Origin of the sequence: Blastomonas sp. CCH9-A1, assembly GCF_001557175.1 — a bacterium.
In the GTDB taxonomy this organism is placed as follows: domain Bacteria; phylum Pseudomonadota; class Alphaproteobacteria; order Sphingomonadales; family Sphingomonadaceae; genus Blastomonas; species Blastomonas delafieldii_A.
In genome coordinates this window covers 143,228-165,419 of record NZ_LSHM01000012.1, presented here as the reverse complement: position 1 = coordinate 165,419, position 22,192 = coordinate 143,228, and the positions used below count along the sequence as shown (strand labels likewise).

22 protein-coding genes are annotated in these 22,192 nt (G+C 66.0%); 3 read left to right on the top strand and 19 right to left on the bottom strand.

Going from position 1 to position 22,192, the window contains the following annotated elements; translation table 11 throughout:
• Positions 1 to 55: 55 nt before the first annotated feature.
• Genes AX725_RS04090 through AX725_RS04065 form a run of 6 tightly spaced genes read right to left on the bottom strand, consistent with a single transcriptional unit; the run spans position 56 to position 8,014 of the window.
• Positions 56 to 1,288, bottom strand: a complete 1,233-nt coding sequence (locus AX725_RS04090; RefSeq protein ID WP_060980204.1) for a TolC family protein — start codon at positions 1,286 to 1,288, stop codon at positions 56 to 58.
• Entirely contained in the window at positions 1,285 to 4,395 is a 3,111-nt protein-coding gene (locus AX725_RS04085) for an efflux RND transporter permease subunit (protein ID WP_060980203.1), read from the bottom strand. The genes AX725_RS04090 and AX725_RS04085 overlap by 4 nt, the downstream gene beginning before the upstream one ends.
• 4 nt (positions 4,396 to 4,399) lie before the next feature.
• Positions 4,400 to 5,524 carry an efflux RND transporter periplasmic adaptor subunit gene (locus tag AX725_RS04080; protein ID WP_060980202.1) on the bottom strand — a complete coding sequence of 375 codons (1,125 nt, stop codon included), beginning with the start codon at positions 5,522 to 5,524 and terminating at the stop codon, positions 4,400 to 4,402.
• Between the two features lie 46 nt (positions 5,525 to 5,570).
• A complete protein-coding gene (locus AX725_RS04075; RefSeq protein WP_066044330.1) occupies positions 5,571 to 6,587 on the bottom strand; it encodes a sensor histidine kinase in 1,017 nt (338 codons plus the stop codon).
• Positions 6,587 to 7,258: a response regulator transcription factor gene (locus AX725_RS04070; protein ID WP_066114741.1), complete on the bottom strand. Its 672-nt coding sequence runs from the start codon at positions 7,256 to 7,258 to the stop codon at positions 6,587 to 6,589. Before AX725_RS04070 ends, AX725_RS04075 begins: the two co-directional genes overlap by 1 nt.
• 15 nt (positions 7,259 to 7,273) lie before the next feature.
• On the bottom strand, positions 7,274 to 8,014 hold the full coding sequence (locus AX725_RS04065; RefSeq protein ID WP_060980199.1) for a cytochrome b/b6 domain-containing protein: 741 nt from the start codon (positions 8,012 to 8,014) through the stop codon (positions 7,274 to 7,276).
• A gap of 204 nt (positions 8,015 to 8,218) precedes the next feature.
• Here AX725_RS04065 and AX725_RS04060 point away from each other — a divergent pair, with 204 nt between their 5' ends.
• Positions 8,219 to 9,619 (top strand): methyl-accepting chemotaxis protein, encoded by a 1,401-nt coding sequence (locus tag AX725_RS04060; RefSeq protein ID WP_060980198.1) that lies wholly within the window; start codon positions 8,219 to 8,221, stop codon positions 9,617 to 9,619.
• 122 nt (positions 9,620 to 9,741) lie between these two features.
• On the opposite strand, the gene copD is transcribed toward AX725_RS04060, so the two are convergent.
• Genes copD through AX725_RS04040 form a run of 4 tightly spaced genes read right to left on the bottom strand, consistent with a single transcriptional unit; the run spans position 9,742 to position 13,903 of the window.
• The gene (gene copD / locus AX725_RS04055) at positions 9,742 to 10,668 is read right to left on the bottom strand and encodes a copper homeostasis membrane protein CopD (RefSeq protein WP_060980197.1); all 927 of its coding nucleotides are present in this window, start codon (positions 10,666 to 10,668) and stop codon (positions 9,742 to 9,744) included.
• A 3-nt stretch (positions 10,669 to 10,671) separates the two neighbouring features.
• On the bottom strand, positions 10,672 to 11,061 hold the full coding sequence (copC, locus tag AX725_RS04050; protein ID WP_081097028.1) for a copper homeostasis periplasmic binding protein CopC: 390 nt from the start codon (positions 11,059 to 11,061) through the stop codon (positions 10,672 to 10,674).
• Between the two features lie 17 nt (positions 11,062 to 11,078).
• Positions 11,079 to 12,134 carry a copper resistance protein B gene (locus tag AX725_RS04045; RefSeq protein WP_443026215.1) on the bottom strand — a complete coding sequence of 352 codons (1,056 nt, stop codon included), beginning with the start codon at positions 12,132 to 12,134 and terminating at the stop codon, positions 11,079 to 11,081.
• A gap of 2 nt (positions 12,135 to 12,136) precedes the next feature.
• Positions 12,137 to 13,903: a copper resistance system multicopper oxidase gene (locus AX725_RS04040; RefSeq protein WP_060980196.1), complete on the bottom strand. Its 1,767-nt coding sequence runs from the start codon at positions 13,901 to 13,903 to the stop codon at positions 12,137 to 12,139.
• A 74-nt stretch (positions 13,904 to 13,977) separates the two neighbouring features.
• Between AX725_RS04040 and AX725_RS04035 the strand changes: the two genes are divergently transcribed.
• The gene (locus AX725_RS04035; RefSeq protein WP_060980195.1) at positions 13,978 to 14,250 is read left to right on the top strand and encodes a metal-sensitive transcriptional regulator; all 273 of its coding nucleotides are present in this window, start codon (positions 13,978 to 13,980) and stop codon (positions 14,248 to 14,250) included.
• Positions 14,247 to 14,993: a glutaredoxin family protein gene (locus AX725_RS04030; protein WP_060980194.1), complete on the top strand. Its 747-nt coding sequence runs from the start codon at positions 14,247 to 14,249 to the stop codon at positions 14,991 to 14,993. Before AX725_RS04035 ends, AX725_RS04030 begins: the two co-directional genes overlap by 4 nt.
• Positions 14,994 to 15,000: 7 nt before the next feature.
• Here the strand turns inward: AX725_RS04030 and AX725_RS04025 are convergent, their stop codons facing one another.
• From AX725_RS04025 to AX725_RS03985, 9 genes are read right to left on the bottom strand one after another with little or no spacing between them, the layout of a single operon-like run.
• On the bottom strand, positions 15,001 to 15,279 hold the full coding sequence (locus AX725_RS04025) for a hypothetical protein (RefSeq protein WP_060980193.1): 279 nt from the start codon (positions 15,277 to 15,279) through the stop codon (positions 15,001 to 15,003).
• Positions 15,269 to 16,318 (bottom strand): chemotaxis protein CheB, encoded by a 1,050-nt coding sequence (locus tag AX725_RS04020; RefSeq protein WP_060980192.1) that lies wholly within the window; start codon positions 16,316 to 16,318, stop codon positions 15,269 to 15,271. The genes AX725_RS04025 and AX725_RS04020 overlap by 11 nt, the downstream gene beginning before the upstream one ends.
• Before the next feature lie 37 nt (positions 16,319 to 16,355).
• Positions 16,356 to 16,793, bottom strand: a complete 438-nt coding sequence (locus AX725_RS04015; RefSeq protein ID WP_023836565.1) for a chemotaxis protein CheW — start codon at positions 16,791 to 16,793, stop codon at positions 16,356 to 16,358.
• A 30-nt stretch (positions 16,794 to 16,823) separates the two neighbouring features.
• The gene (locus tag AX725_RS04010; protein WP_081096883.1) at positions 16,824 to 17,204 is read right to left on the bottom strand and encodes a response regulator; all 381 of its coding nucleotides are present in this window, start codon (positions 17,202 to 17,204) and stop codon (positions 16,824 to 16,826) included.
• 16 nt (positions 17,205 to 17,220) lie between these two features.
• A complete protein-coding gene (locus AX725_RS04005) occupies positions 17,221 to 17,763 on the bottom strand; it encodes a chemotaxis protein CheD (protein ID WP_060980205.1) in 543 nt (180 codons plus the stop codon).
• A complete protein-coding gene (locus tag AX725_RS04000; protein WP_060980191.1) occupies positions 17,763 to 18,800 on the bottom strand; it encodes a protein-glutamate methylesterase/protein-glutamine glutaminase in 1,038 nt (345 codons plus the stop codon). Before AX725_RS04000 ends, AX725_RS04005 begins: the two co-directional genes overlap by 1 nt.
• The gene (locus AX725_RS03995) at positions 18,797 to 19,666 is read right to left on the bottom strand and encodes a CheR family methyltransferase (protein WP_060980190.1); all 870 of its coding nucleotides are present in this window, start codon (positions 19,664 to 19,666) and stop codon (positions 18,797 to 18,799) included. Before AX725_RS03995 ends, AX725_RS04000 begins: the two co-directional genes overlap by 4 nt.
• The gene (locus AX725_RS03990; protein WP_066119058.1) at positions 19,663 to 21,915 is read right to left on the bottom strand and encodes a chemotaxis protein CheA; all 2,253 of its coding nucleotides are present in this window, start codon (positions 21,913 to 21,915) and stop codon (positions 19,663 to 19,665) included. Before AX725_RS03990 ends, AX725_RS03995 begins: the two co-directional genes overlap by 4 nt.
• Positions 21,912 to 22,190: an STAS domain-containing protein gene (locus tag AX725_RS03985; RefSeq protein ID WP_060977763.1), complete on the bottom strand. Its 279-nt coding sequence runs from the start codon at positions 22,188 to 22,190 to the stop codon at positions 21,912 to 21,914. Before AX725_RS03985 ends, AX725_RS03990 begins: the two co-directional genes overlap by 4 nt.
• Positions 22,191 to 22,192: the final 2 nt, after the last annotated feature.

Here is a 22,192-nt window from a genome sequence, read left to right as displayed (position 1 = left end):
CGATATGGGTGGCAATGGACTTTCCCGGCGTCCGAAGCTTCGAGGAATTTGTCCGCTACAGTTCGTCGCTGATCCAGATGCTGTGGCTGTCGATCAGGATGCGGGTGATGGCGCGCAGCGCCTCGGTGCGCGCCTGTATCTCTGCGCGGAACATGTCCTGCGTCTGGCGCTCGGCGAGCAGCAGGTCGGCCAGATCGATCGCCCCCAGATCATAGCCCTTGCGCATCTTCAGCACGGCGGCGACTTGCGCCCTGGCGCCATCGCGGCTGCGTTGCCAGGCGGACCAGGCAGCATCGGCCTGGACGACATCGGTATCGGCCATTTCCTTGACGTCGAACGCGACCGCCATTGCCATCGCCTCGGCCGCCGCCGCCTCGCTGCCCGCCCGGTCGGCAAGCGCGCTGCGATGCCGCCCGCCGATCGGGATCGTGGCGATCAGGCCGATCCCGGTTTCCTGGCCGCAGCGCTCGCTGAAGGCGCGAACGCCGACGCTGGGATCGGCGATGCGGTCGCGCCGCGCGCGATCGGCCAGCGCCTGCATCCGCTCGGCCTCGGCCCTCGCCGCGCCGATCTCGTGGCTGCGCGCGATGACCAGGGCGCGCAGTTCGGCAAGGCTTGCCTGCGGCATCTCGGGCAGTGGGAGGTCGTCCGGCGCGGCAGGCAGTGCCAATCCCGGGAACTGCGCCGCGATCCGCGCCCTGGCCAGCTCAGCGCGGCCCGCCGATTGCTGCATCTGCAACCGTGCCGCACCCAGCGCCGCCTCGGCCTGATCGACCTCCATCGGTGCGGCATCGCGCAGTTCTGCCCGGCGGCGGATGCTGGCCAGCGAGCGTTCCAGATTCTGCACCGCCTGCGCGTCGATCTGCTGCTCGGCCGCCGCGCCCAGCCAGTCCCACCAATAGTCGGCGAGCAGCAGCGCTGCCTGGTGGCGCGCGTCCTCCATCCGGTTTTCCGCCGCCGCGACGCCCGAGGCTCCCGCCTGCCGGTCGAGCCGCGCCTTGCCCGGCAGCCGGATCGGACGGCTGAGCGAGGCATCGAACTCGGCATAGCGGCCTTCGCGCTCAACGCTGCGCTGGATCGCGCTGGTGGTCAGCTGGAACTCGTGCGGGCCCGCGCGCAGCGCCTCCCCATCGGCGCGTGCGGCCGCGACTCGCGCCATCGCGGCGAGCACGGAAGGATGCTGATCGAGCGCCTCGCGGACCTGCGGCTCGGGCGGCAGGCCAGGCTGCGCCAGCGCAGGCATGGTGCTGGCGAGCAGCGCGGCGATCAGGACGAACCGGCGCTTCATGCAGCCTCTCCTGCGGCTGTATCGAGTGCGCCGGCGTCGCGCTCCGCCCGGCTCTCGCCGAAGCGCTGATAGAGAATGGGGAGCAGGATCAGTGTCAGCATCGTCGCGCTGACCAGCCCGCCGATCACCACGATGGCGAGCGGGCGCTGGATTTCCGATCCGGGCCCGGTCGCGAACAGCAGCGGAACCAGCCCGAACGCGGCGATCGTCGCGGTCATCATCACGGGGCGCAGCCGCCGTGCCGCGCCCTGGCGCACCGCCTGTTGAAGGCTCAGACCGTCCTCGCGCAGCTGCCGGAAGCAGGTGACCATGACGAGCCCGTTGAGCACCGCGATGCCGAGCAGCGCGATGAACCCGACCGAGGCGGGGACCGAAAGATACTCACCCGACAATGCCAGCGATATGATGCCGCCGACCATCGCGAAGGGGATGTTGACCAGGATCAGCAGCGAGGCGCGCACCGATCCCAGCGTCGCGTAGAGCACCAGGTAGATCAGCACGAGCGAGATCGGCAGCACCACCATCAGCCGCGCCGAGGCACGCTGCTGGTTCTCGAACTGCCCGCCCCAGACCAGCCGATAGCCCTGGGGAAGCTTCACATTGGCCTCTATGTCGCGCTTCGCATCGTCGACATAGCCGACCAGATCGCGCCCGCCGACAAAGGCCTGGACCATCGCGTAGCGCGATCCGTTTTCATGCTCCAGCTTCACTGGGCCCGCGACCTGGCGAACATGCGCCACATCGCTTGCCCGCACCAGCTGGCCCGAAGGCGCGCGATAGAGCTGATCGGCAAATTGCGCCGGGTCCATGCCCGCGCCGCCGGTGCCCTTGATCATTACGGGCACGCGGCGTCCCGCTTCGGTCACGGTACCTGCGCGCACGCCCTCGACATTGGCGCGCATCATGTCCTGCAGCAGATCAACGGGCATCCCGGCGCGTCCGGCGGCCACGCGGTCCATGTCGAGCTGCAGATAGTCGACGGTGTCGTTGGCGACGGTCATCGCCTCGGTCGTGCCCTCGATCTTCTCCAGCCGCCCCTGGATCTCGCCGGCCAGGCGCGAGAGCTCCTTGAGGTCGGGCCCGAACAGCTTGATCACCAGATCGCCGCGCGCGCCGGTCAGCATCTCGGAAATGCGCATCTCGATTGGCTGTGTGAAGGTCGGCTCGATACCGGGAAAATCGTGCATCACATTGCGGATCTGGTCGGTCAGCCAGGCCTTGTCGGCCCGGCGCCACTCGTCGCGCGGCTTCAATTGCAGGAAGCTGTCGGTCTCGTTGGGGCTCATCGGGTCGAGCCCCAGCTCGTCGCTCCCGACGCGCGCGATCACCGCCTCGATCTCGGGCACATCGGCGAGCAGCGCCTTCTGCACTTTCATGTCGCCTGCGGTGCTGTGATCAAGGCCGATGCTCGGCAGCTTGCTCAGCTGCACGATGATGGAACCTTCGTCCATGGTCGGCAGGAAGGTCTTGCCGGTGACCGCATAGGCGGCGCCCGCGAGCACCAGCGCCGCGCCCGCGCCTGCGAACACGCGGCGCGGATGCGCGAAGCTGGCATCGAGCAGCCGAGCATAACGCGGCGTCATCCAGCGCATCAGCGCGGGCTCATGATGCCCCTCGACGCGCTTGAGGCCATAGAAGGCGAGCACCGGCACTAGCGTCAGCGACAGGATCAGCGCGGAGAGAAGCGCGAGCACGATGGTCATCGCCACCGGCGCGAACAGCTTGCCCTCCAGCCCTTCGAGCGTCAGCAGCGGCAGGAAGACGAGCGCGATGATCGCCATGCCCGAGGCGACCGGGGTTGCGACTTCGGCCGTGGCGACGAATACCGCGTTGAGCTTGGTCGCGCCGCGATGCTTCGGATCGGACAGCCTCTCGACGACATTCTCGACCACCACCACCGCGCCGTCGACGAGCATTCCCACCGCAATGGCAAGCCCGCCCAGGCTCATCAGGTTCGCGGTCAGGCCGATCGAACGCATCCAGATGAAGGTCATCAGCGCCGCCATGGGGAGCGCGAGCGCGACGATCACCGAGGCGCGCACATCGCCCAGGAACAGCAACAGCAGGATGACGACCAGCACCGTCGCTTCGAGCAGTGCCTTTTCGACCGTGCCGACCGCGCGGCCGATCAGGTCCGACCGGTCGTAAAAGGGCGCGATGGTCACGCCTGGCGGCAGCGTCGGCTGCAGCTCTTCCAGACGCTGCTTGATCCCGGCGACGATCTTGCTCGCGTCCGCGCCGCGCAGGCCGATCACGAGACCCTGCACCGCCTCGCCCTTGCCGTTCTTGGTCACCGCGCCATAGCGGGTGAGGCTGCCCATGCGCACCGTCGCGACATCGCCGACGCGCACCACCGCACCGCCCGCGCTGCGCACGACGACCGACGCGAGATCGTCGAGCGAGGCAATCGCGCCGACCGAGCGCACGATCAGCGATTCCTCGGCGACGCTCAGCCGCCCTGCGCCATCATTGCGGTTGCTCGCCTCGATCGCGGCCTTGAGGTCCTCGATGGTCAGGCCTGCAGCGGCGAGCGCGGCCCCATCGGGCTGCACCTCATAGGTCTCGACCATACCGCCCAGCGCGTTGACATCGGCGACGCCAGGCACCGTGCGCAAGGCGGGCCGCACCGTCCAGTCGAGCAGCCGCCGCTTCTCGGTCAGCGACAGCGGCCCTTCGATGGTGAACATGAACATGTCCGACAGCGGGGTCGAGATCGGGGCCATCCCGCCCTCGACCGTGGCGGGAAGGTCCGCCGTCGCATTGGCCAGCCGCTCGGCGACCTGGCTGCGCGCCCAGTAGATGTCGGTACCGTCGGCAAAATCGATGGTGATATCGGCAATCGCATATTTGGCGACCGATCGCAGCACCGTCTGATTGGGGATGCCCAGCATCTCCATCTCGATCGGAGTGATGACGCGGCTTTCGACCTCTTCGGGGGTCATGCCCGGGGCTTTCAGGATGATCTTGACCTGAGTCGAGCTGATGTCCGGAAACGCATCGATCGGCAGGTTGACGAACGACCATGCTCCGAGCGCCGCAATCGCAAGCGCAAGCCCGGCGACAACAAGGCGAAAATGGAGCGAGGCTTCGACCAGCTTGCGCAGCATCGGATCAGTTCCCTGCCAGCAGCATCTTGAGCTCGCTGATGCCCGATACCGCGACCTTTTCACCCGGCTTCAGCCCATCGGACAGGATCGTCCGGTCGCCAGATTGGCCTGCAACTGTCACGGCGCGCGGCGCGAAGCCCTTGCCGGTCTGCAACAGCACATGCGGTTTGCCGTCGATGGTGGTCATCGCACGCGAAGGCACGCTGACGCCGGGTTGTGCGCCGTCATGATGGATCACCACCATCACCGACTTGCCCGCGACCAGCGGCGGCGTGCCGTCGATCCGCGCCTTGGCGATGATCGACCGCGTCGCCGGATCGAGCGAACTGCCCACCGACAGGATCGATCCGGTCAGTTCCGACATCGCACCCGTTGCCGGGACCGCGATGCGCATGCCGGGGCGCACCTGGCCCGCCAGCCGCTCGGGCAGCTGCAGATCGAGCGCGAAGGCGCTGCTGTTCTCGATCACGAAGGGCGCCGAGGTCGCCATCACCGGCCCGCCGACCTGCGCGGTCATGGCCGCGACGCGACCGCCGATCGGCGCGCGCAGCGTGACCTCGCCCGATGCGCTGGCGCCTGCCTGACGCAGGATGCGCGCATTTTCCGCGACATCGGTTCGCGCGACGCGGATCGCGGCGTTCATCTCGTCGGCGCGCGCGCCTGCGACAATGCCTTCATCGACCAGCTGGCGGGTGCGCGCGGCGCTCGCCTCGGCCAGGCCCAGCCGCGCCTGGGCGCGCGCAAGCTCCGCGCCATATTGCAGCGGCTCGCGGCTCTTGACGGTCGCCAGTGCTTGCCCGGCCGAAACCTGCTGACCCTGGATGACATGCAGCCGGACGATCGCGCCGTCGAACGGGGCGGTGACCGCCACCTGTGCTTCGGGAGGCAGGGTTATGGCGGCGGGGACGGTGCCCAGCGGTACGTCCATCGCGGCCTCAGCCGCTACAGTCTGGACGCCCAAGCGCCGCAATTGCTGTGCGTTCAGCATGCCGGGGGCTACCTGCATGTCGGCCGTTTCCTGACCGGCACCATCGGGCTGACCCGATCCCCCGAGCAGCCGATAGCCAGCGAAAGCGGCAACAATCGCCAGTGCCGCGAGAGTTGCGTAGAGAATCTTTGCCCTGTCCATCCCGACCTCGTGACGGGCAAAGCTGACGGTTGCCTGACAGCGGCTGCTATTGCCGGAAATCGAGGATCAGGCTGCTCGAGGCTGGATCGGTGCGGATCGATCCGCGATGCACCTGCATGATGCGGTGGACGATGGCCAGGCCCAGGCCGGCGCCATCTGGACTGGCGTGATCGGCGCGCGCCGTGCGCCGAACCATCCGTTCGAGCTGCTCTTCCGAAAGCCCCGGACCCCCGTCCGACACGCGGATGACGGCGCTGCCATCCAGGATCACCCGCACCGTGCCGGCAGGAGGCGTCACGCGCACGGCGTTGTCGATCAGATTGCGCAGGGCGGCCCCGATCGCCTCGCGGCGTCCACGCAGGCTCGGCGGCTGGCCGTCGCTGACCAGCTCGATCATCCGGCCCGAGGCGATCACCGTCGGCGCGGTGCGGGCGATCACGTCGCTGGCAAGTTGGGCCAGATCGACATGGTCGGTCGCGGTCGCCGCAGCCTCCTGCGCGTCCATCTGCGCCAGCAGCATCAGCTGGTCGATCAGCCGCCGCATCGCCGCGACATCGCCCTTCAACCGCGCCGCCGGCTCCCCCTCCATCCCGTCGAGTTCGAGCATCATCGCCGCGAGCGGCGTGCGCAGTTCGTGCGCGACATCGGCGGCAAAGGCCTCCTGCTGCGCCGCCGATTGCTCCAGCCGCCCCAGCAGCGTGTTGACCGCCGTCGTGAACGGCAGGATTTCTGCGGGCAGATGTGCGTCATCGACACGGATATTGCGGTCCTGGCCCGATACCGCGTTCAGCCTGTCGGTCGCCTCGGCGAGCGGCTGGAGCGCGCGTCGCATGACGAAATGCATCGCCAGCATCATCGGGATCGCCAGCGCCAGCACCGGTAGCACGACATGTTCGGCCATCTCGCGCAGCGCGGACCGCAGCGCGTCGGGCGCCGACATCGCGGCGAAACTGCTCCAATATTCGAGCAGCACCGCGCCCAGCAGCAGGAACGTTCCGCCGGTGACGACGACCGCCAGGCCGCGCGCGAGCGAACGGAAGATCGACGGTGTCGGCCGCTCCATCACCCGCTCCGCAGCATATAGCCGACGCCGCGCACGGTATGCAGCTGCCCGGCGAGCCCCGCGTCTTCGAGATTGCGGCGCAGGCGCGAGACGATCGCCTCGACCGCATTGGGGGTCACCGGCTCGTTGAAGCTGTACAGCGCATTCTCGATCGCATCGCGCACGACCACACTGCCCAGCCGCCGCATCAGCAGCTCGAGCAGATCGGCCTCGCGCCGCGACAGGTCGATCACCCGATCGTCGAGCCGCGCCTCGCGCGTCACCGGGTCGAAGCGCAGCGGACCGCTCTCCAGCACGCTGACCGCGCGCGGTCCGGGCCGTCGCAGCAGCGCCCGGATGCGCGCCGCCAGTTCCTCGATGTCCACCGGCTTGACGAGATAATCATCCGCACCAGCGTCGAGCCCGGCAATCCGGTCCTCCAGCCCACCGCGCGCGGTGAGCATCAGCGCGGGCACCAGCTGGCGCAGGGCACGCTGATGCTGCAACCAGACGAGCCCGTCGCCATCGGGCAGTCCCAGATCAAGGATGATCGCATCGAACTCGGCGCCCGCCAGGCTGTCTTCCGCCGTGGCGAGGTCAGGCGCAATGTCGCAAATGAACCCGCGTCGTCCCAGTCCTTCGGCGATCAGCCCCGCGAGCCGCTCATTGTCCTCGACGATCAGAAGGCGCAAGGGGCGGCTCCCGGATCAGTCTTCGTCATGATCATCCTGACCGACGATGCGCAGGGCGCTGGCGGATGCATGATGTTTGGCATGTTCGGCTTCCTCGCGCGATCCAGGCATGAAGGCGTCGCGATCATAACGGGTGATGCCGAACACGGACAGGCCGACGATCATCAGCGCTGCGAGATTCGCCATCACGCGGCGCACGCATGGTTCGTGCGCGAAGCGCATCCCGGGTCCGGGCTTGCGGCCGGTGACCATCGCCCTGGCCAGATTGTCGCGCGTCAGAACCGACATCACCACCACGCCGATCACATGGACCACGATCAGCCCGAGCAGCGAGAAGGCGAGGATTTCATGCAGATCCTCGTTTCCGCCTCCCGTCGTCATCTGGATGCCTGTGCCGACGACCGTTGCCGTGCCGACAAGCAGCGCCAGCACCGCCAGACCGCCGAGCGGATTATGTCCCAGCGTGCGCCGCGGTCTTCCGGCCAGCAACTCCCGGACATGAGGCAGAACCGCGGCGGGCTTGACGAAATTTGCGAACCGGGCCTGGGCATTGCCGATAAAGCCCCAGCACAGGCGAAACACGATCAGCACCGCCGCAACATATCCGGCGGCCATGTGCCATGGGGCCAGGGGACTCGCTTCTTCCGACGATGCAAAAGCGATCGCAATCGCTGCCACCAGCGACCAGTGAAACAGCCGGATCGGGAGATCCCAGACGGGTACCGTAGAATGCGGGGGATGAAAGGTCTTTGTCATGCCAGCCTCCTGTCCATGCCGTTCTGCCCAGGCTGGCTGACGGCAGCCTGACGACATGGTGCCAGGAACCAGACTGTTCGGGGGAACGCCGCGCGTCGGAACCTACCCCCCTAAAATTTGGGGGGAGGGGCTGAACCTAAACCACTGGTTAGGCATTTGCGCTTAGTCCCATAGGTTCTCCACACTGCGACCAGGAGAACATAAATGATTCAGCATTTTACCGCCCATGCTCCCATCAGGCGGAAGTTTGACACTCTGATCATGCTGCTGGGCGTGCTCGCCGCTATCCCGCTGGCGGTGACCCTATCAGGGGTCGGAGGCCTGCTGGCCATCGAATTGGCCGAGGTTGTCGCGCTGGTTGCGGCAGTCGGTGTCATGCTGGCCGCAAAGAAGCTCATCTGCGATCCCTATGTGACCACTGTTGTCCGCATGGAGGGGCTTGCTTCGGGCGATCTCACTTCGCCGATCCCCTATGCGCATTTCGAGGATTGCGTCGGCCGGATGAGCCGCGCGATGCTGATCTTCCGCGACAATGCCAAGGCTCGTGAGGAATCGGATGCGGCACTGCAGGACGTGATCGGCGAGGTTACCTCGGCGCTTGGCCATCTGCGCGATGGCGATCTGGGCTATGCGATCAAGATCAACGCTGCGCTGGGCGAAAAGGCCAATGCCATCAGCCATGCGTTCAACGATGCGACCGCCGCGCTTTCGGCGATCCTGTCGAAGGTCGCTGAGACCGCCAGCAACGTCCTGAACGGAGCGACCGAAATCCGCTCCGCGTCGGACGATCTGGCCCAGCGGACCGAGCAGCAGGCGGCGAACCTTCGCGACAGCGCGCTCGCCATGGCAGAAGTCACGCAGATGGTGCAGCAGACCGCGAAGAATGCGGGCGAAGTCGGCACCCAGGTCGCCGAGGCGCATGTCGCCGCAACCGACGGGGGCGCCGTTGTGCATCGCGCGGTCGATGCGATGCACGCCATCCAGAAATCGGCGAGCGAGATCACCAACATCATCGATGTCATCGACGGCATCGCCTTCCAGACCAACCTGCTGGCGCTCAACGCCGGGGTCGAGGCCGCGCGTGCTGGCGATGCTGGCAAGGGATTTGCGGTGGTCGCCAACGAGGTGCGCGCGCTCGCCCAGCGCTCGGCCGATGCCGCCAAAGACATCAAGGAATTGATCCAGGCTTCGACCGCCAGCGTCTCCGATGGCGTTGCGCTGGTTGACGAGACCGGATCGGTGCTGCTGCAGATCGGCGACCGGGTGGCAGCCGTGAACAGCCGCATCGCGGAAATCTCGGCCTCGGTGCAGGTCCAGGCGAGCCGTCTGCAGCAGGTGAACCTTGCCGTCGGCGAAATGGACAAGATGACCCAGCAGAATGCGGCGATGGTCGAGCAATCGACTGCCGCTTCGCGCAGCCTGGCAGACGAGGCCAATGATCTGGCGATGGTGGTGCAGCGGTTCAGCGGCACTGCTGTTGCTGCGACCGCCAAAGCCAGGCCCAGCGCTCCGACGCAGCGTACAAGGCCGCGTGCGGTGCCGCAAATGGCGGGCAATCTCGCCTTGCAGACGGTGCAGGACGAGGACGACTGGTCGGAATTCTGACCTCGACTGGTCGGGCGCTCATCAGGGGCTGCGCGCCGGTCCTGGCTGTGGCCTTGCGCGTTGTGCGACTGGCTGATTGACCGGACAGAGCCGCGTTCGCTCTCTCAGACGGTTTTGCCCGATCAGCTGTCGCCTGGCATGGGCGATGCCAGTCCGAGCCACGCGACGACGGCGATCACCGCCACCGCGAGCAGCAGCTCGACGAGCAGCGTTCGACGCATGGTCTGGAGCGCTTGCTGATCCGGGGCCGGGCCAGCGTTCCAAGCCTCCGGGATGCTTCGCGCTGTCGACCGATTGGACCTGGCGCATAGCAGCATGAGCGCGACCAGTCCGAGTTTCACAACGAGCAGCTGACCATAGCGTGTCGAAAGAACGGGCAGGGCCTGGCCGAGGCCGAAGATCATCTGGCTGTTGACGACGCCCGTCAGCGCCACCACCAGCACAAGCGCCGCGCCGACTGGTGCAAAGCCCTTGAGCGCCGCCGCAAGCGCCATGGTGCGCTCCGGATCGGATCCGGCATGGGCGCGCAGCACGAGCAGCGCGAACCAGCCGATCGCACCCAGCCAGAGCCCTGCGGCGAGCAGATGGGCTGCGTCATTCAGTCGGTGCAGCCAACCGGCAAAACCCTCGCCAACCGCGGCATGGCCACTCCAGGCCAGGGTGCCGAGCGCGGCGCCATAAAGGCTCGCGGCGATGCTGGAGCTGGCGCGCGATGGCCGGAAAAGCAACGCCGGCACCCATGCGAGGACAACCGTCAGGACACGTACAATCCCGGCCCGTCCGAAATCGGTGGCGCCGACGAGCGATGCTACCGCTGCCCCGTCAAGATCGAGGGGCGACTGCCCCATCATGGCCGCGATATCAGTGGCCAGGCTGAACGCTACGGCCACGGGGGCCGCCATGGCTGCGAAGATCACCCAGTTGCGGCGATCCTTGGTGCGCGCAAAGGCATGCGCGGTCATGGCATGGAAGGCGAAGCCGCCGAACAGGCCGAGCAACAGGGCATATTGCACGAAGCGCATGCCCGGCTGGACCAGCTCCATCGCCATGGATCATTTCACCGTGAAGCTTGTCTTGCCCCGCATGCGATGACCGTCGGCTCCGGCGGCCTGCCAGCGAACCTCATAGCTGCCCGGACGAAGCGGCTGGCGCAGGTTGAGCGTCATGGTCTTGTTTCCGTTCGACCAGGCGGTGGTGAAATTGCGGATGGTCATCTCGCCATGATCCTTGACCCCCGGCATGGCGGTCATGACGATGCTGGTGGCGGCCGTCGGCGGCAACAGCGCCTCGTTGAACGTCAAGGTGACCGTTTTGGGCTTGGCCACGACGGCATTGTCGGCTGGCGTCGAAGCGACGACCTTGGCATGGGCGAGCACGGCCGGAGCGGCGGCAATCATGGTGCAGGCGAGGGCGAGGTCGGTAAAAAGGGTTCCAAGACGCATAACAAGCTTCCTTATCGTCAAAACCAGAAACGAATGCCCAGGACGAAGTTGGTGACGCTGGGGTCTTCTCCAGCGGCGCGCGCGAAATCGGCGCTGCGCCCGGTCTTCCAGACCTGTTCGACACCGATATAGGGCGCGATCTCGCGGATGATCTCGTAGCGCAGGCGGACACCAAGCTCGAAACTGTCGATGCCTGCGCCGATCCCGAGCTCGGGCACGTCCTGCGCCGCAAGGTTCAGTTCGGCGCGCGGCTGGATAAGGATGCTCTGCGCGATGCGCTGGTCGAGCTCGGCCTCGATCCGCGCGGTCAGATCGCCCCGGTGCGAGAGGAATAATGCGCTGTCGAGCTCGAACATATAGGGCGCGAGCCCCTGGATGCCGATGACCGCATAGCTGGTGTCCGGCCCGGCGAGATCCTGTCGGAATCCGGCCTGCAGATCGAAGAACGGCGCGATCGCGCGCGAATAGAGCGCCTGGATCTCGAGCGCCTCGATCGGTTCGCCGAAAGTGCCTTCACCCTCGCTCTTGAAAAAGAACTTGTCGGTGGTGTTGCCGTAAAAGCCCTGCAGATCCCAGAGATAGCCGTTGCGGCCGTCGCGTGCCTGAAATTCGGCGCGGTCAGCCTGGAACCAGAACAGGTTGAAATCGCCATGGGTTTTCTGCAGGTCCTCGCGCGAGGCGCGCATGGCATCTGCGCCCCAGACGGCGTCGGCCGCGCGCGGCGCGCCGCTTCCGGCTTCGGGCGGGGGCGGGGTTTCCATGTCGGGGCCGGGTGAGGCTGCCGCAGCCTCCGGCGCGCCATGGCCCATGGCCGAATGATCCATGGTGCTGTGGTCCACCGCCTCGTGATCCTGTGACCCGTGATCCATCGAGCCGTGATCCATCTCGCCATGGTCCATCGTGCCATGGTCCATGCCCTGATGCGGGTCGGCGGACCCGGCGCTGTCCTTTGCCTGCGCGTCCTTGTGCCCAGCATGCGGGTCTGCAGCCTGAAGGTCGCCAGGCCCCTGATGCTGCTCGGCCAGCGCCGGGCTGGCGAGGGGGATCATCGCAGCCGAGACAAGCAGCCCCAGCTTCACGCCGCGCGCTCCGGCCCGGCGACCGTCACGGTCTGCATCATCCCGCCATGCATGTGATAGAGCAGGTGGCAGTGAAAGGCCCAGTCGCCCGGCTCGTTGGCGGTGAGATCGAACTGCGCGCTCGCGCCCGGCTGCACGATCATGGTGTTCTTGCGCGGTTGCCGGTCGGGCGCTTCGCCATTGACCATCTCGAAGAACATGCCGTGGAGATGGATGGGGTGCGCCATCATCGTGTTGTTGACCAGCTTCACCCGCACGCGCTCGTTCCAGGCAAAGCGGATCGGCACGTCGCTGACCGCCGAATACATGCGCCCGTCGAACGACCACATATAGCGTTCCATGTTTCCGGTGAGGTGCAGCTCGAGCAGCCGGGTCGGCTCGCGCGCATCGGGGTTCGGTTCGGCCGCAGCCAGCATGCGATAGTTGAGCACGCGGTGCGGCACATCGCGCAGGCCCAGGCCCGGATCGCCCATCTTGTCGACCGGCGCCATCGAGACCATATCGATGCCGGGCCCGACCTTGACGTCGGGCGGCAGCAGCGTGGTGTCGCGCATCTTCATGCCCTGCATGCTCATGCCGCCCGAGCCATGGCCCATGGAACCATGGTCCATTCCAGCGTGATCCATCGCGCCATCGCCATGGTTCATGCCCATGTCGCCCATGGTCAGCAGCGGCGGGTCGCGCAGTGCCGGCACCTCGGCGCGCAGCCCCGGCGCGCTCGCCAGCGTCGCCAGCGCCATGCCCGACCGATCCATCGATTCGGCTACGATGCTATAGGCAGGCGCGGAGCCGGGCTCGAGGATCACGTCATAGGTTTCCGCTGTGCCGATCTGCAATTCGTCCACCTCGACCGGGCGCACCCGCTGGCCATCGGTCGCGATCACGGTCATCGGCAGGCCGGGGATGCGGATGTTGAAGAAGGTCATCGCCGCGCCGTTGATGATGCGCAGGCGAATGCGTTCACCGGCCTTGAACAGATATTCCATGCCCTCTTTCGGGCCGCGCCCATTGGCCAAGAAGGTATAGGTCTTGCCGCCGATATCGGCGATATCGGTGGGCATCATCCGCATCTCGCCCCACATCCGGCGCTCGTCGCCCGACATCGGATAATCGTCGGTCCATGTATTCTGCTGCCGGTTGAAAAATCCTTCGCCAGTGCGCAGCCGCTTCATGATGAAATGCGGGTCGAGCGTGGTAAAATCGCTGACCAGCAGGATATAGTCGCGGTCGACTCGAACCGTCTCGCCGCCCTTCGGCTCGATGATCATCGGTCCATAATGGCCCGACTGTTCCTGCAGCCCCGAATGGCTGTGATACCAGTAGGTGCCCGACTGGCGCACGGGAAATTCGTAGGTGAAGGTCTCGCCCGGCCTGATCCCCGGAAAGCTGATGCCCGGCACGCCGTCATACTGGAACGGCACCAGCAGCCCGTGCCAGTGCACCGAACTGTCGACATCGAGCGTGTTGGTGACGTTGAGGCGCACCGTGTCGCCTTCGGTCAGCCGGATCAGCGGGCCCGGCACGCTGCCATTGACCGCGATGCCCGGCCCGCGCCGCCCCTGGACGATGCGATGGCCGCTGCCGATCGAGAGATTGACCTCAGGCCCGCGCACCTCGTCGAACCCCGCAGGAATACGCGGTCCGCCGCGCCCGTGGCTGCCGCCGTGCATGCTGTGGCCCTGCGCCCAGGCTGGCACGGCGGCCAGACCAAGGGTGCCGCCGATGCCGGTCAGGATGGAGCGTCTGGAAAAATCTCTGCGCATGGTTCTTGCTTATCCTCTGTGGCGCACATACTATACCCCCCTATGGTATGCAACGCCATTTTGGAGGGATCAGCATGGCCAAGGACAGAACCGCAATCCTCAACCGCTTGAAACGCATCGAAGGTCAGATGCGCGGCATCGCGCAGATGGTCGAGCAGGACCGATATTGCATCGACATTCTCAACCAGATGCAGGCGGTCAAGGCGGCACTCTCCAAGGCCGAGAGCGAGATCCTCAAGGATCACGCCGCGTGCTGCGTGTCGGAAGCGATCGCATCGGGCGATGCGGCCGAGCAGCGGATCAAGTTCAACGAGCTGATCGAGCTGTTCGAGAAGATCAAGAAATGACCGCGCGCAAGACCGCCGTGCTCCATCGCATGGTGATGGACAAGCATGTCTGCCCCTATGGCCTCAAGAGCAAGTATCTGCTCGAGAGCCAGGGCTATGCAGTCGAGGACCACTGGCTGACGACGCGCGAGGAGACCGATGCGTTCAAGGCGAAGCATGGGGTCAAGACCACGCCGCAGACCTTTATCGACGGGGTGCGGATCGGCGGGAATGACGATTTGCGCCGATATTTCGGCAAGAAAGTGAAGGACGCGGACGCGGTTTCCTATGTGCCGGTGATCGCGTTGTTCGCGATGGCCGCCCTGATGGCGGGCGCGACCAGCTGGCTGACCATGGGCACGCTCGTGTCGATGATGACGATCGAGACGTTTGTCGCGGTGGCGATGTGCCTGCTTGCGGTGCCCAAGCTGCAGGATGTCGATGCGTTCGCGACGATGTTCCTGGGCTATGATCTGCTGGCCCGGCGCTGGCTGCCTTATGCCTATATCTACCCGTTTGCCGAAGGGCTTGCCGGGGTGCTAATGCTCGCGCGGGCGCTCGACTGGGTATCGATCCCGGTAGCGCTGTTCATCGGTTCGGTGGGCGCGGTGTCGGTCTTCTACGCGGTCTATGTGCAGAAGCGCGACATCAAGTGCGCCTGTGTCGGCGGCAGCTCGCGCGTGCCGCTGGGCTTCGTCTCGCTCACCGAGAACGTCATGATGGTCGCCATGGCGCTATGGATGGCCAGCGGCGGCGCCATGTGATCCGGCCTCAGGCCTCCGGCGCGTGGCTGGTGCTGACGGGTCGGTAGGCGCTGGCGATCCATTCGAGCCGGCAATTGGCGAGCGACTGCGACAGGTCCTCCGATTCCAGGATCTCGGCGATCGCGACCTGACGCTGCGCCAGCAGGTCGATGTCCTGCAGCAGCGTCAGGTTGCGGATTGCCGTTTCCTCGTCCTGGCAGAGCGACGAGCCGACCTGTTCGGTCAGATGGCCGGTAGAGCGCAGCAGATCGGCAATGACGCGCAGGGCCGTGCGGTCATGCAGCATTCTGCGTCGCCTCGTCGGGCGGGCACAGACGTGCACCGAATTCCGCCGGGGGCACGAAGTTCATGATGCCCTTGGCGATGGCGGCGCCGATCATTTCGGGGATCAGCGCGGTGTCGGGCGACTGCAACAGGCAGGTGCCTTCCGCGGCGCGCAGCGCGCCCATGCCGGCGGCGCCATCTTCACCACCGCCCGAAAGCAGCAGGCCGACGCCCTTGGCACCGACGGTCTTGGCGAGCGAGGCCATCAGCAGGTCGGCCGAGGGACGCGCACCGTTGACGGGATCGCGCTCGACCAGACGGATGCGTCCATTGGGCCAGCTATCGATCACCACATGGTAGCGCGGATCGACTGCGACATGGATGATGCCCGGCTCGAGCAGTGCGCCGTCTTCGGCGATCTTGATCTGCGCGCGGCAATCCTTGTTGAGATTGGCGGTCAGCGAGGCCGAGAGCGCCTCGTCGATCGCCAGCGACACGATGGTCGGCGGGCAGTTGGTCGGCAGGCTGGTGACCGCGACGGTGGCCGGGTCGATCGATCCCATTCCGCCTGCGATCGCGATAACCTGGCCGTTCCAGCGATAGTTGAACGAGGCGCTGAGATCGACCGCGTCCTTGGCCTTGGCGCGCGCTTCCAGATTGGTGCGCGCAGCGGTCAGCACGGTCTTGCACAGCTTGCCCGAGATCTTGGCGAATTCTTCCGCCGTCGCCTTTTGCGGCTTGGGGAAGCAGTCGACCGCGCCCAGCTCGATCGCGCGCAGCGAGATGTCCGCGCCCTTCTGGGTCAGCGTGGAGAGCATCACCACCGGAATGGGGCGCTCGGCCATCAGTTCGGCCAGGAAGTCGATGCCGTTCATGCCGGGCATTTCGACGTCGAGCGTCAGCACGTTGGGGCGCAGTTCGGCGATCATCTCGCGCGCCTCGATGACGTCGCGGGCGGCGCCCAGCACCTCGATATTCTTGTCCTTTTCCAGCGCGCTGGTGAACAGCGCACGCATGGTGATGGAGTCATCGACGATCAGAACACGGGCGGCGGCAGTCATTGGTTTGACCCTTCAGTTACGGGAAATGAGGCTGCGATCAGGCAGCGTCGGCATATTCGATTTCATGGGTGAGAGCGACAAGGTCGAGCACCATCACCATGCGGTCGTCGAGCGAGGCAAGCCCTTCGAGGAAGGGCAGCACCGAATCGCCCGTGGTCGGCGGCGGCTGCAGCGCGCTCTGGTCGAAGGTGACGATATCGCGCACCGCATCGACGATCATGCCCTTGAGCTGGCCGTTGACCTCGGTGACGATGATGACGTGCCGCTCCCCGGGCTTGGACTTGTTCCAACCCAGGCGCGCCGCCAGATCGATCACCGGCAGCACAATGCCGCGCAGGTTGACGACGCCGGCTACGTAATCGGGCACGCGCGGCAGGCGGGTGGTGGGCGACCAGGCGCGGATTTCGCGGATGCCCATGATGTCGATACCGAAGGTCTGGCCTTCGACTTCAAACGTGATCAGCTGACGGTTCATCATTCTTCCCCCAACAACAGGCTAGCAGGATCAGTGCGTGACGCGGCGGACGGCAGCCGCGAGCTTCACAGCGTCGAACGGCTTCACGATCCATCCCGTCGCACCGGCCCGGCGCGCCTGTGCCTTCTTCTCCTCGGACGCCTCGGTCGTCAGCACCAGGATCGGGCGATTCTCGTGAATCGCGCCCTTTCGCAGGTGCTCGATCAGGCCGAAGCCGTCCATGCGTGGCATGTTGATGTCCGTAATAACGACATCGCACTCGTTCTCCTTAAGCCAATCGAGCGCGGAAACGCCGTCATCGGCCTGGTCGACATGGAATCCCTCCGCTGTCAGCGCATGCTTGAGCAGTGCGCGCATGCTGGGACTGTCGTCCACAGTCAGAATGCGGGTCTTTTCTTGAGCACAGGTCATTTTCGGGGTCCTTCTCTCAGAACAGCTCAATATCGCCGTGATCTTCACGAGGCTTGGGTGTGGGCAGGTCTTTGGGAGCCTGCGAGTTGTCGACGATGCGGCAACGCGCCTGGCCATGATAGGGGCGGAAATCGACGCGCCGGGCGGACGGACCGCCGACCGACTGGCTGACCAACGGAATCCCCTCCGCCTTGAGGAACGAGGTCGCGAATTCAGCATTGGCCGTGCCGATCCAGCTCATTCCGCTGGACATGTTGGCACCGCCATAGAGATGCGCGCGCAGCATCCGGCGGTCCGCGCCATAAGCCAGCATCTCGTTGATCAGCACTTCCATCAGGTACACGCCATAATGTTCGTCCAGCCCGGCATCATTGCTGGGGCTGGCGAGCAGGAAATGGTTCATGCCCCCGATATTGTTCGAGGCGTCATACAGGCAGCATGCGATGCAGCTGCCCAGCACGGTGGTCAGCTCGAGCCTGGGATCGCCGCTCACCCGCGCCTGGCCCTGCATGACCATCAGACGCACCCGCTTGTGCTTGGAAAAGTCGATGGTTTCCATCAGCATAGCGCAACACCTCCGAAGGCGACCTGCGCGATGCGGTGGATCGGCGCGACGACGCTGGCAGCGCCCAGCGCGATCGCCGCGCCCGGCATGCCGAACACGACCGAAGTCGCCTCGTCCTGCGCAATGGTCATCGCGCCGCTCTCGGCCATGGCGAGCAGGCCATGCGCGCCGTCATTGCCCATGCCGGTCAGCTGGATGCCGATGGCGTCCGCGCCCAGATTTTCCGCGACCGAATGGAACAGCACATCGACGCTTGGGCGATGGCCGCTGACCTTCGGACCGGGCCGCGCGCGGACATACATGCCCGAACTGCTGCTGCCGCGCACTTCCAGATGCCTTTCGGTGCCCGGCGCGATATAAACATGGCCTGCACGCACCGGCAGGTCGGGCTCGGCGATCATCACCTTGGGCGCGCAGACCGAATCGAGACGGCGCGCGACGGCTTCGGCAAAGGCACCGTTGATATGCTGCACCACCATGGTGGGCGGGCAATCGGCCGGGAACTGGCTCAGCAGCACGTGCAGCGCTTCCACGCCGCCGGTCGATGCGCCGATCGCGATCAGCCGGGTCTGCGCCGATCCCAGCGTCTGGCGCGGGGCCGGGGCAGGGCGGGCACGGTCATGCGCCTGCACCTTGGCCTGGGCAGCGTTGCGGATCATCTCGGCAAGGCGACCCTGGTCGGACACGAGGATATTGCCGGCCGCGCCGCTGGGCTTGGCATAACATTCGACCGCGCCGATCTCGAGCGCGCGCACCGTCATCGCCGAGCCGCTTTCCGCGAGACCCGAAACGATCACGACCGGCGTCGGGCGCAGCGTCATCAGCTTTTCGAGGAATTCCAGGCCGCTCATTCCCGGCATTTCGATGTCGAGCGTAACGACATCCGGGTTGAGCGCCTTGATCATGCTGCGCGCCTCGCGCGCATCGACCGCCGTGCCCACGACCTGGATGTCCGCGGCCGGGCGCAAAGCCTCGACCAGCAGCGCACGCATGGTGGGAGAATCATCGACGATCAGGACACGAATGCTCATGCGCCCTCCTTAAGGTAAATAGTCTTACCGATTTGCGTAAGACGGGCAGCGGCAGGGCCAATAACGCGTTCGCTATGGCCAATGTACAGATGCCCGCCGGGCAGCAGCTGATCTGCAAACCGGGCCACCAGCCGTTCCTTGGTCGGCTGGTCGAAATAGATCATGACGTTGCGGCAGAAGATCACGTCGAACTGACGCTTCATCGGCCAGTCATGCAGCAGGTTGAGCCGGTTGAAGCTCACGAGATTGCGCACCTGCGGGTTGATCGTGGTGGTGGCACCGCTCGACTGGGTCCACAACCGGCGCAGTTCGGCGGGCATTGCGGAGATATTCTCGGTCGAATAGCTCGCTGCGCGCGCGGTATTGAGCACGTTGTCGTCGAGATCGGTCGCCAGGATGCGCAGATCGGTGCCCGCCAGCGTCGCCGCCATGCGCGCGTCCTCGCCCAGGATCGTGGTGACGATCGACCAGGTTTCCTCGCCGCTCGAACAGCCCGCCGACCAGATGCGCACCGGCTGGCCCTTGCGCGCCTTGGCGATCAGCACCGGGGCCACTTCCTCGCCCAGATGCTCGAAATGATGGTCCTCGCGGAAGAAATAGGTGTGGTTGGTGGTCAGCGCGCAGATCACCCGGCGCAGCTCCTCCTCATTGCCCTTCAGCGAGGCGAGATAATCGGAAAAGGTGGTGAAGCGCGATTCGCGCACCAGCGGGGCCAGGCGCGAATAGACCAGCATCGACTTGGCAGGGACCAGCACGATACCCGCAGTTTCATGCGCCAGCCGCTGAACGGTGGCGAAATCCTCCGGCGAGTAGACGGCCCGGCTGATCCCCGGCAGCGTCTCGAAAGAGAGGGCTTGCGCGTTCACGCAACCTCCCGGTAGCTCTGCGTGCCCGCTTCGGCAGCGACAAGGCCATCGACATCGACGATCAATGCGACGCGGCCATCACCCAGAATGGTCGCGCCTGCGACGCATTCGACCGAGCGGTAATTGGCGTTGAGGCTCTTGATCACGATCTGGCGCTGGTCGACGATCGAATCCACCAGCAGCGCAGCCTGGCCTGCCAGCTCGGTATCGACGATGATCAGCACGGCCTCGGTCGGATCGTTGATCTCGCCGTCGAGATCGAGCGCGCGGGCGATGTTCACCACCGGGATGAACCGGTCGCGTGCCTTGAGCATCAGGCGGCCGTTGCCCAGGCGGTGGATCTCGCCTTCGCCCGGACGCAGGTTCTCGACAATGTGCGACAGCGGCAGCACCAGCGTTTGCGAACCCACCGTGACGGTCATGCCGTCGGCGATGGCGAGCGTCAGCGGCAGCGTCAGGATGAAGCTGGTGCCGGCGCCCGGCTCGGTCTTCACCGTGATGCGGCCGCCCAGATCCTTCACGTTCTGACGGACGACGTCCATGCCGACGCCGCGTCCCGAGATGCTCGAGACGGTTTCGGCGGTCGAGAAGCCCGGGGCGAAGATCAGGTTGTTGATCTCGTCCGCCGACAGGTTGGCGTCGGGTGCGACCAGACCCTTTTCGACGGCCTTCTTGAGCACCTTGGCCTGGTCGATGCCGCGACCGTCATCCTCGATGCGGATGAGGATGCGGCCCGAACGCTGCTCGGCCGAGAGCTTGAGCGTGCCATCGGGGCTCTTGCCGTTCGCGGTGCGGGTGGCGGCGTCCTCGATGCCATGGTCGGCTGCGTTGCGGATGAGATGGGTGAGCGGATCGCCAAGGCGTTCGATGATCGTCTTGTCGATTTCGGTCGTCTCGCCCGAGACTTCCAGGTTGATGTTCTTGCCGGTGCTCGCCTGCAGGTCGCGCAGCAGACGCGGCACGCGGCTGAACACGGTGCTGATCGGCTGGGCGCGGATCGCCATCGCGCGTTCCTGCACGTCGCGGGTCAGCGATTCGAGCATGGCGAGTTCGCTGCTGTTGCGCATGCCATAGGTCGACATCTGCTGGCCCAGCATCGCCTGCGCGATCATCATCTCGCCGACGGTGTCGATCAGCTGATCGAGCTTGCGCAGATCGATTCGCACCGATTGCGAAACCGGGGCGGCAGGCGCTGCCGGAGCGGGCTGCGACGACACCAGCGCAGGCTTGGGCGTTTCTGTCTTTTCGGCCGGAGCAGCAGCGGTTTCCACAGGCGCCGGAGCCGGAGCCGGGGCTGCTACGGGTGCGGCCGGCGCGGCAGCGACCGTCGCGGCAGGCGCGGGAGTGGGGGCCGGAGCCTGTGCGGGTTCGGCGGCTGCCGCAGGGGCCTGGGGCGCAACGTCGGGGGTCACACCGCCCGAATCGATCGCGACGTCCAGGTCATCGCCGGAAAAGCCGAACACGTCCTCGATCGCATCGCGCTCGACATCGCCGGGCAGCGTCACGTCCCAGGCCAGATAGGCGCCGGCGGGATCGAAACCGTCGAGATCGGGCAGCGCGCTGGTGTCGAGCCGCACCGTGCCTTCGCCCAGCGAGCGCAGTTCGCGCAGCAGCAGCAGCGGTTCGCCGCCGTTCAGCATGGCGCTGGCCTGCGGCTTCATGCTGACGCGCCAGGCGGGCTTGGAAGGCGCGACTTCGGTGGCGATGTCGTTGAGCATCGCGTCGAGATCGAACGAGAGCAGATCGTCGACGTCGGAAGACGATTCGGTGGCGGTGGGCGCTTCGGGCGCCGCTGCGACTACCGGCTCGGGTGCGGCATCGACCGGAGCGGGAGCAGCAGCAGCTTCTGCGGGAGCCGCAGGCGCAGCACCGCCACCCTGCTGCGCTGCCGCCAGCTGGGCGATCATCGCGCTGTCATCGGGTGCTTCGCTGCCCTCGAGCGCCCGCGCGACATGGTCGCCAAGCAGGTCGAGCGCGCGCAGCAGCAGCGACAGCAGATCCTCGGTCATCGGCAGGATGCCGTCGCGCACGTCCGAGAGCAGCGTTTCGAACCCGTGGGTATAGACCTGCAGCGCGGTATAGCCGAACGCGCCCGCTCCACCCTTGATCGAGTGGACCGAGCGGAACACGTCGTTGACCGCGTCCATATTGTCGGGCTGGCTCTTGCAGATGGTCAGCGCCCGTTCGGCGGAGGCCAGCGCTTCCTCGCACTCGGCGAAGAAGATGGTACGGATTTCCTCGTTGGTCATGACGGCATTCCATTTCCGCACAGCATGTCCGGATCGGCTCCGGCATTGGTCAGCGTCGCGCGCATTTTTTCAGAAGGAGTGATGGTCAGCGCCTGCCCGGTGCGGTTGGCGGTCTGGCGTGCGCTCAGCAGCAGCTGCAGCATGGCCTGGCCCAGCGCAGTGACATCCGACCCGTCGATCGCCACCGGTCCTGCCTTAAGCTTGTCGCGCAATTCGGCATGCAGCGAGATCGCGCTTGCGCGATCGCACCGGCTGGGCAGAGTCAGTTGATGCATCA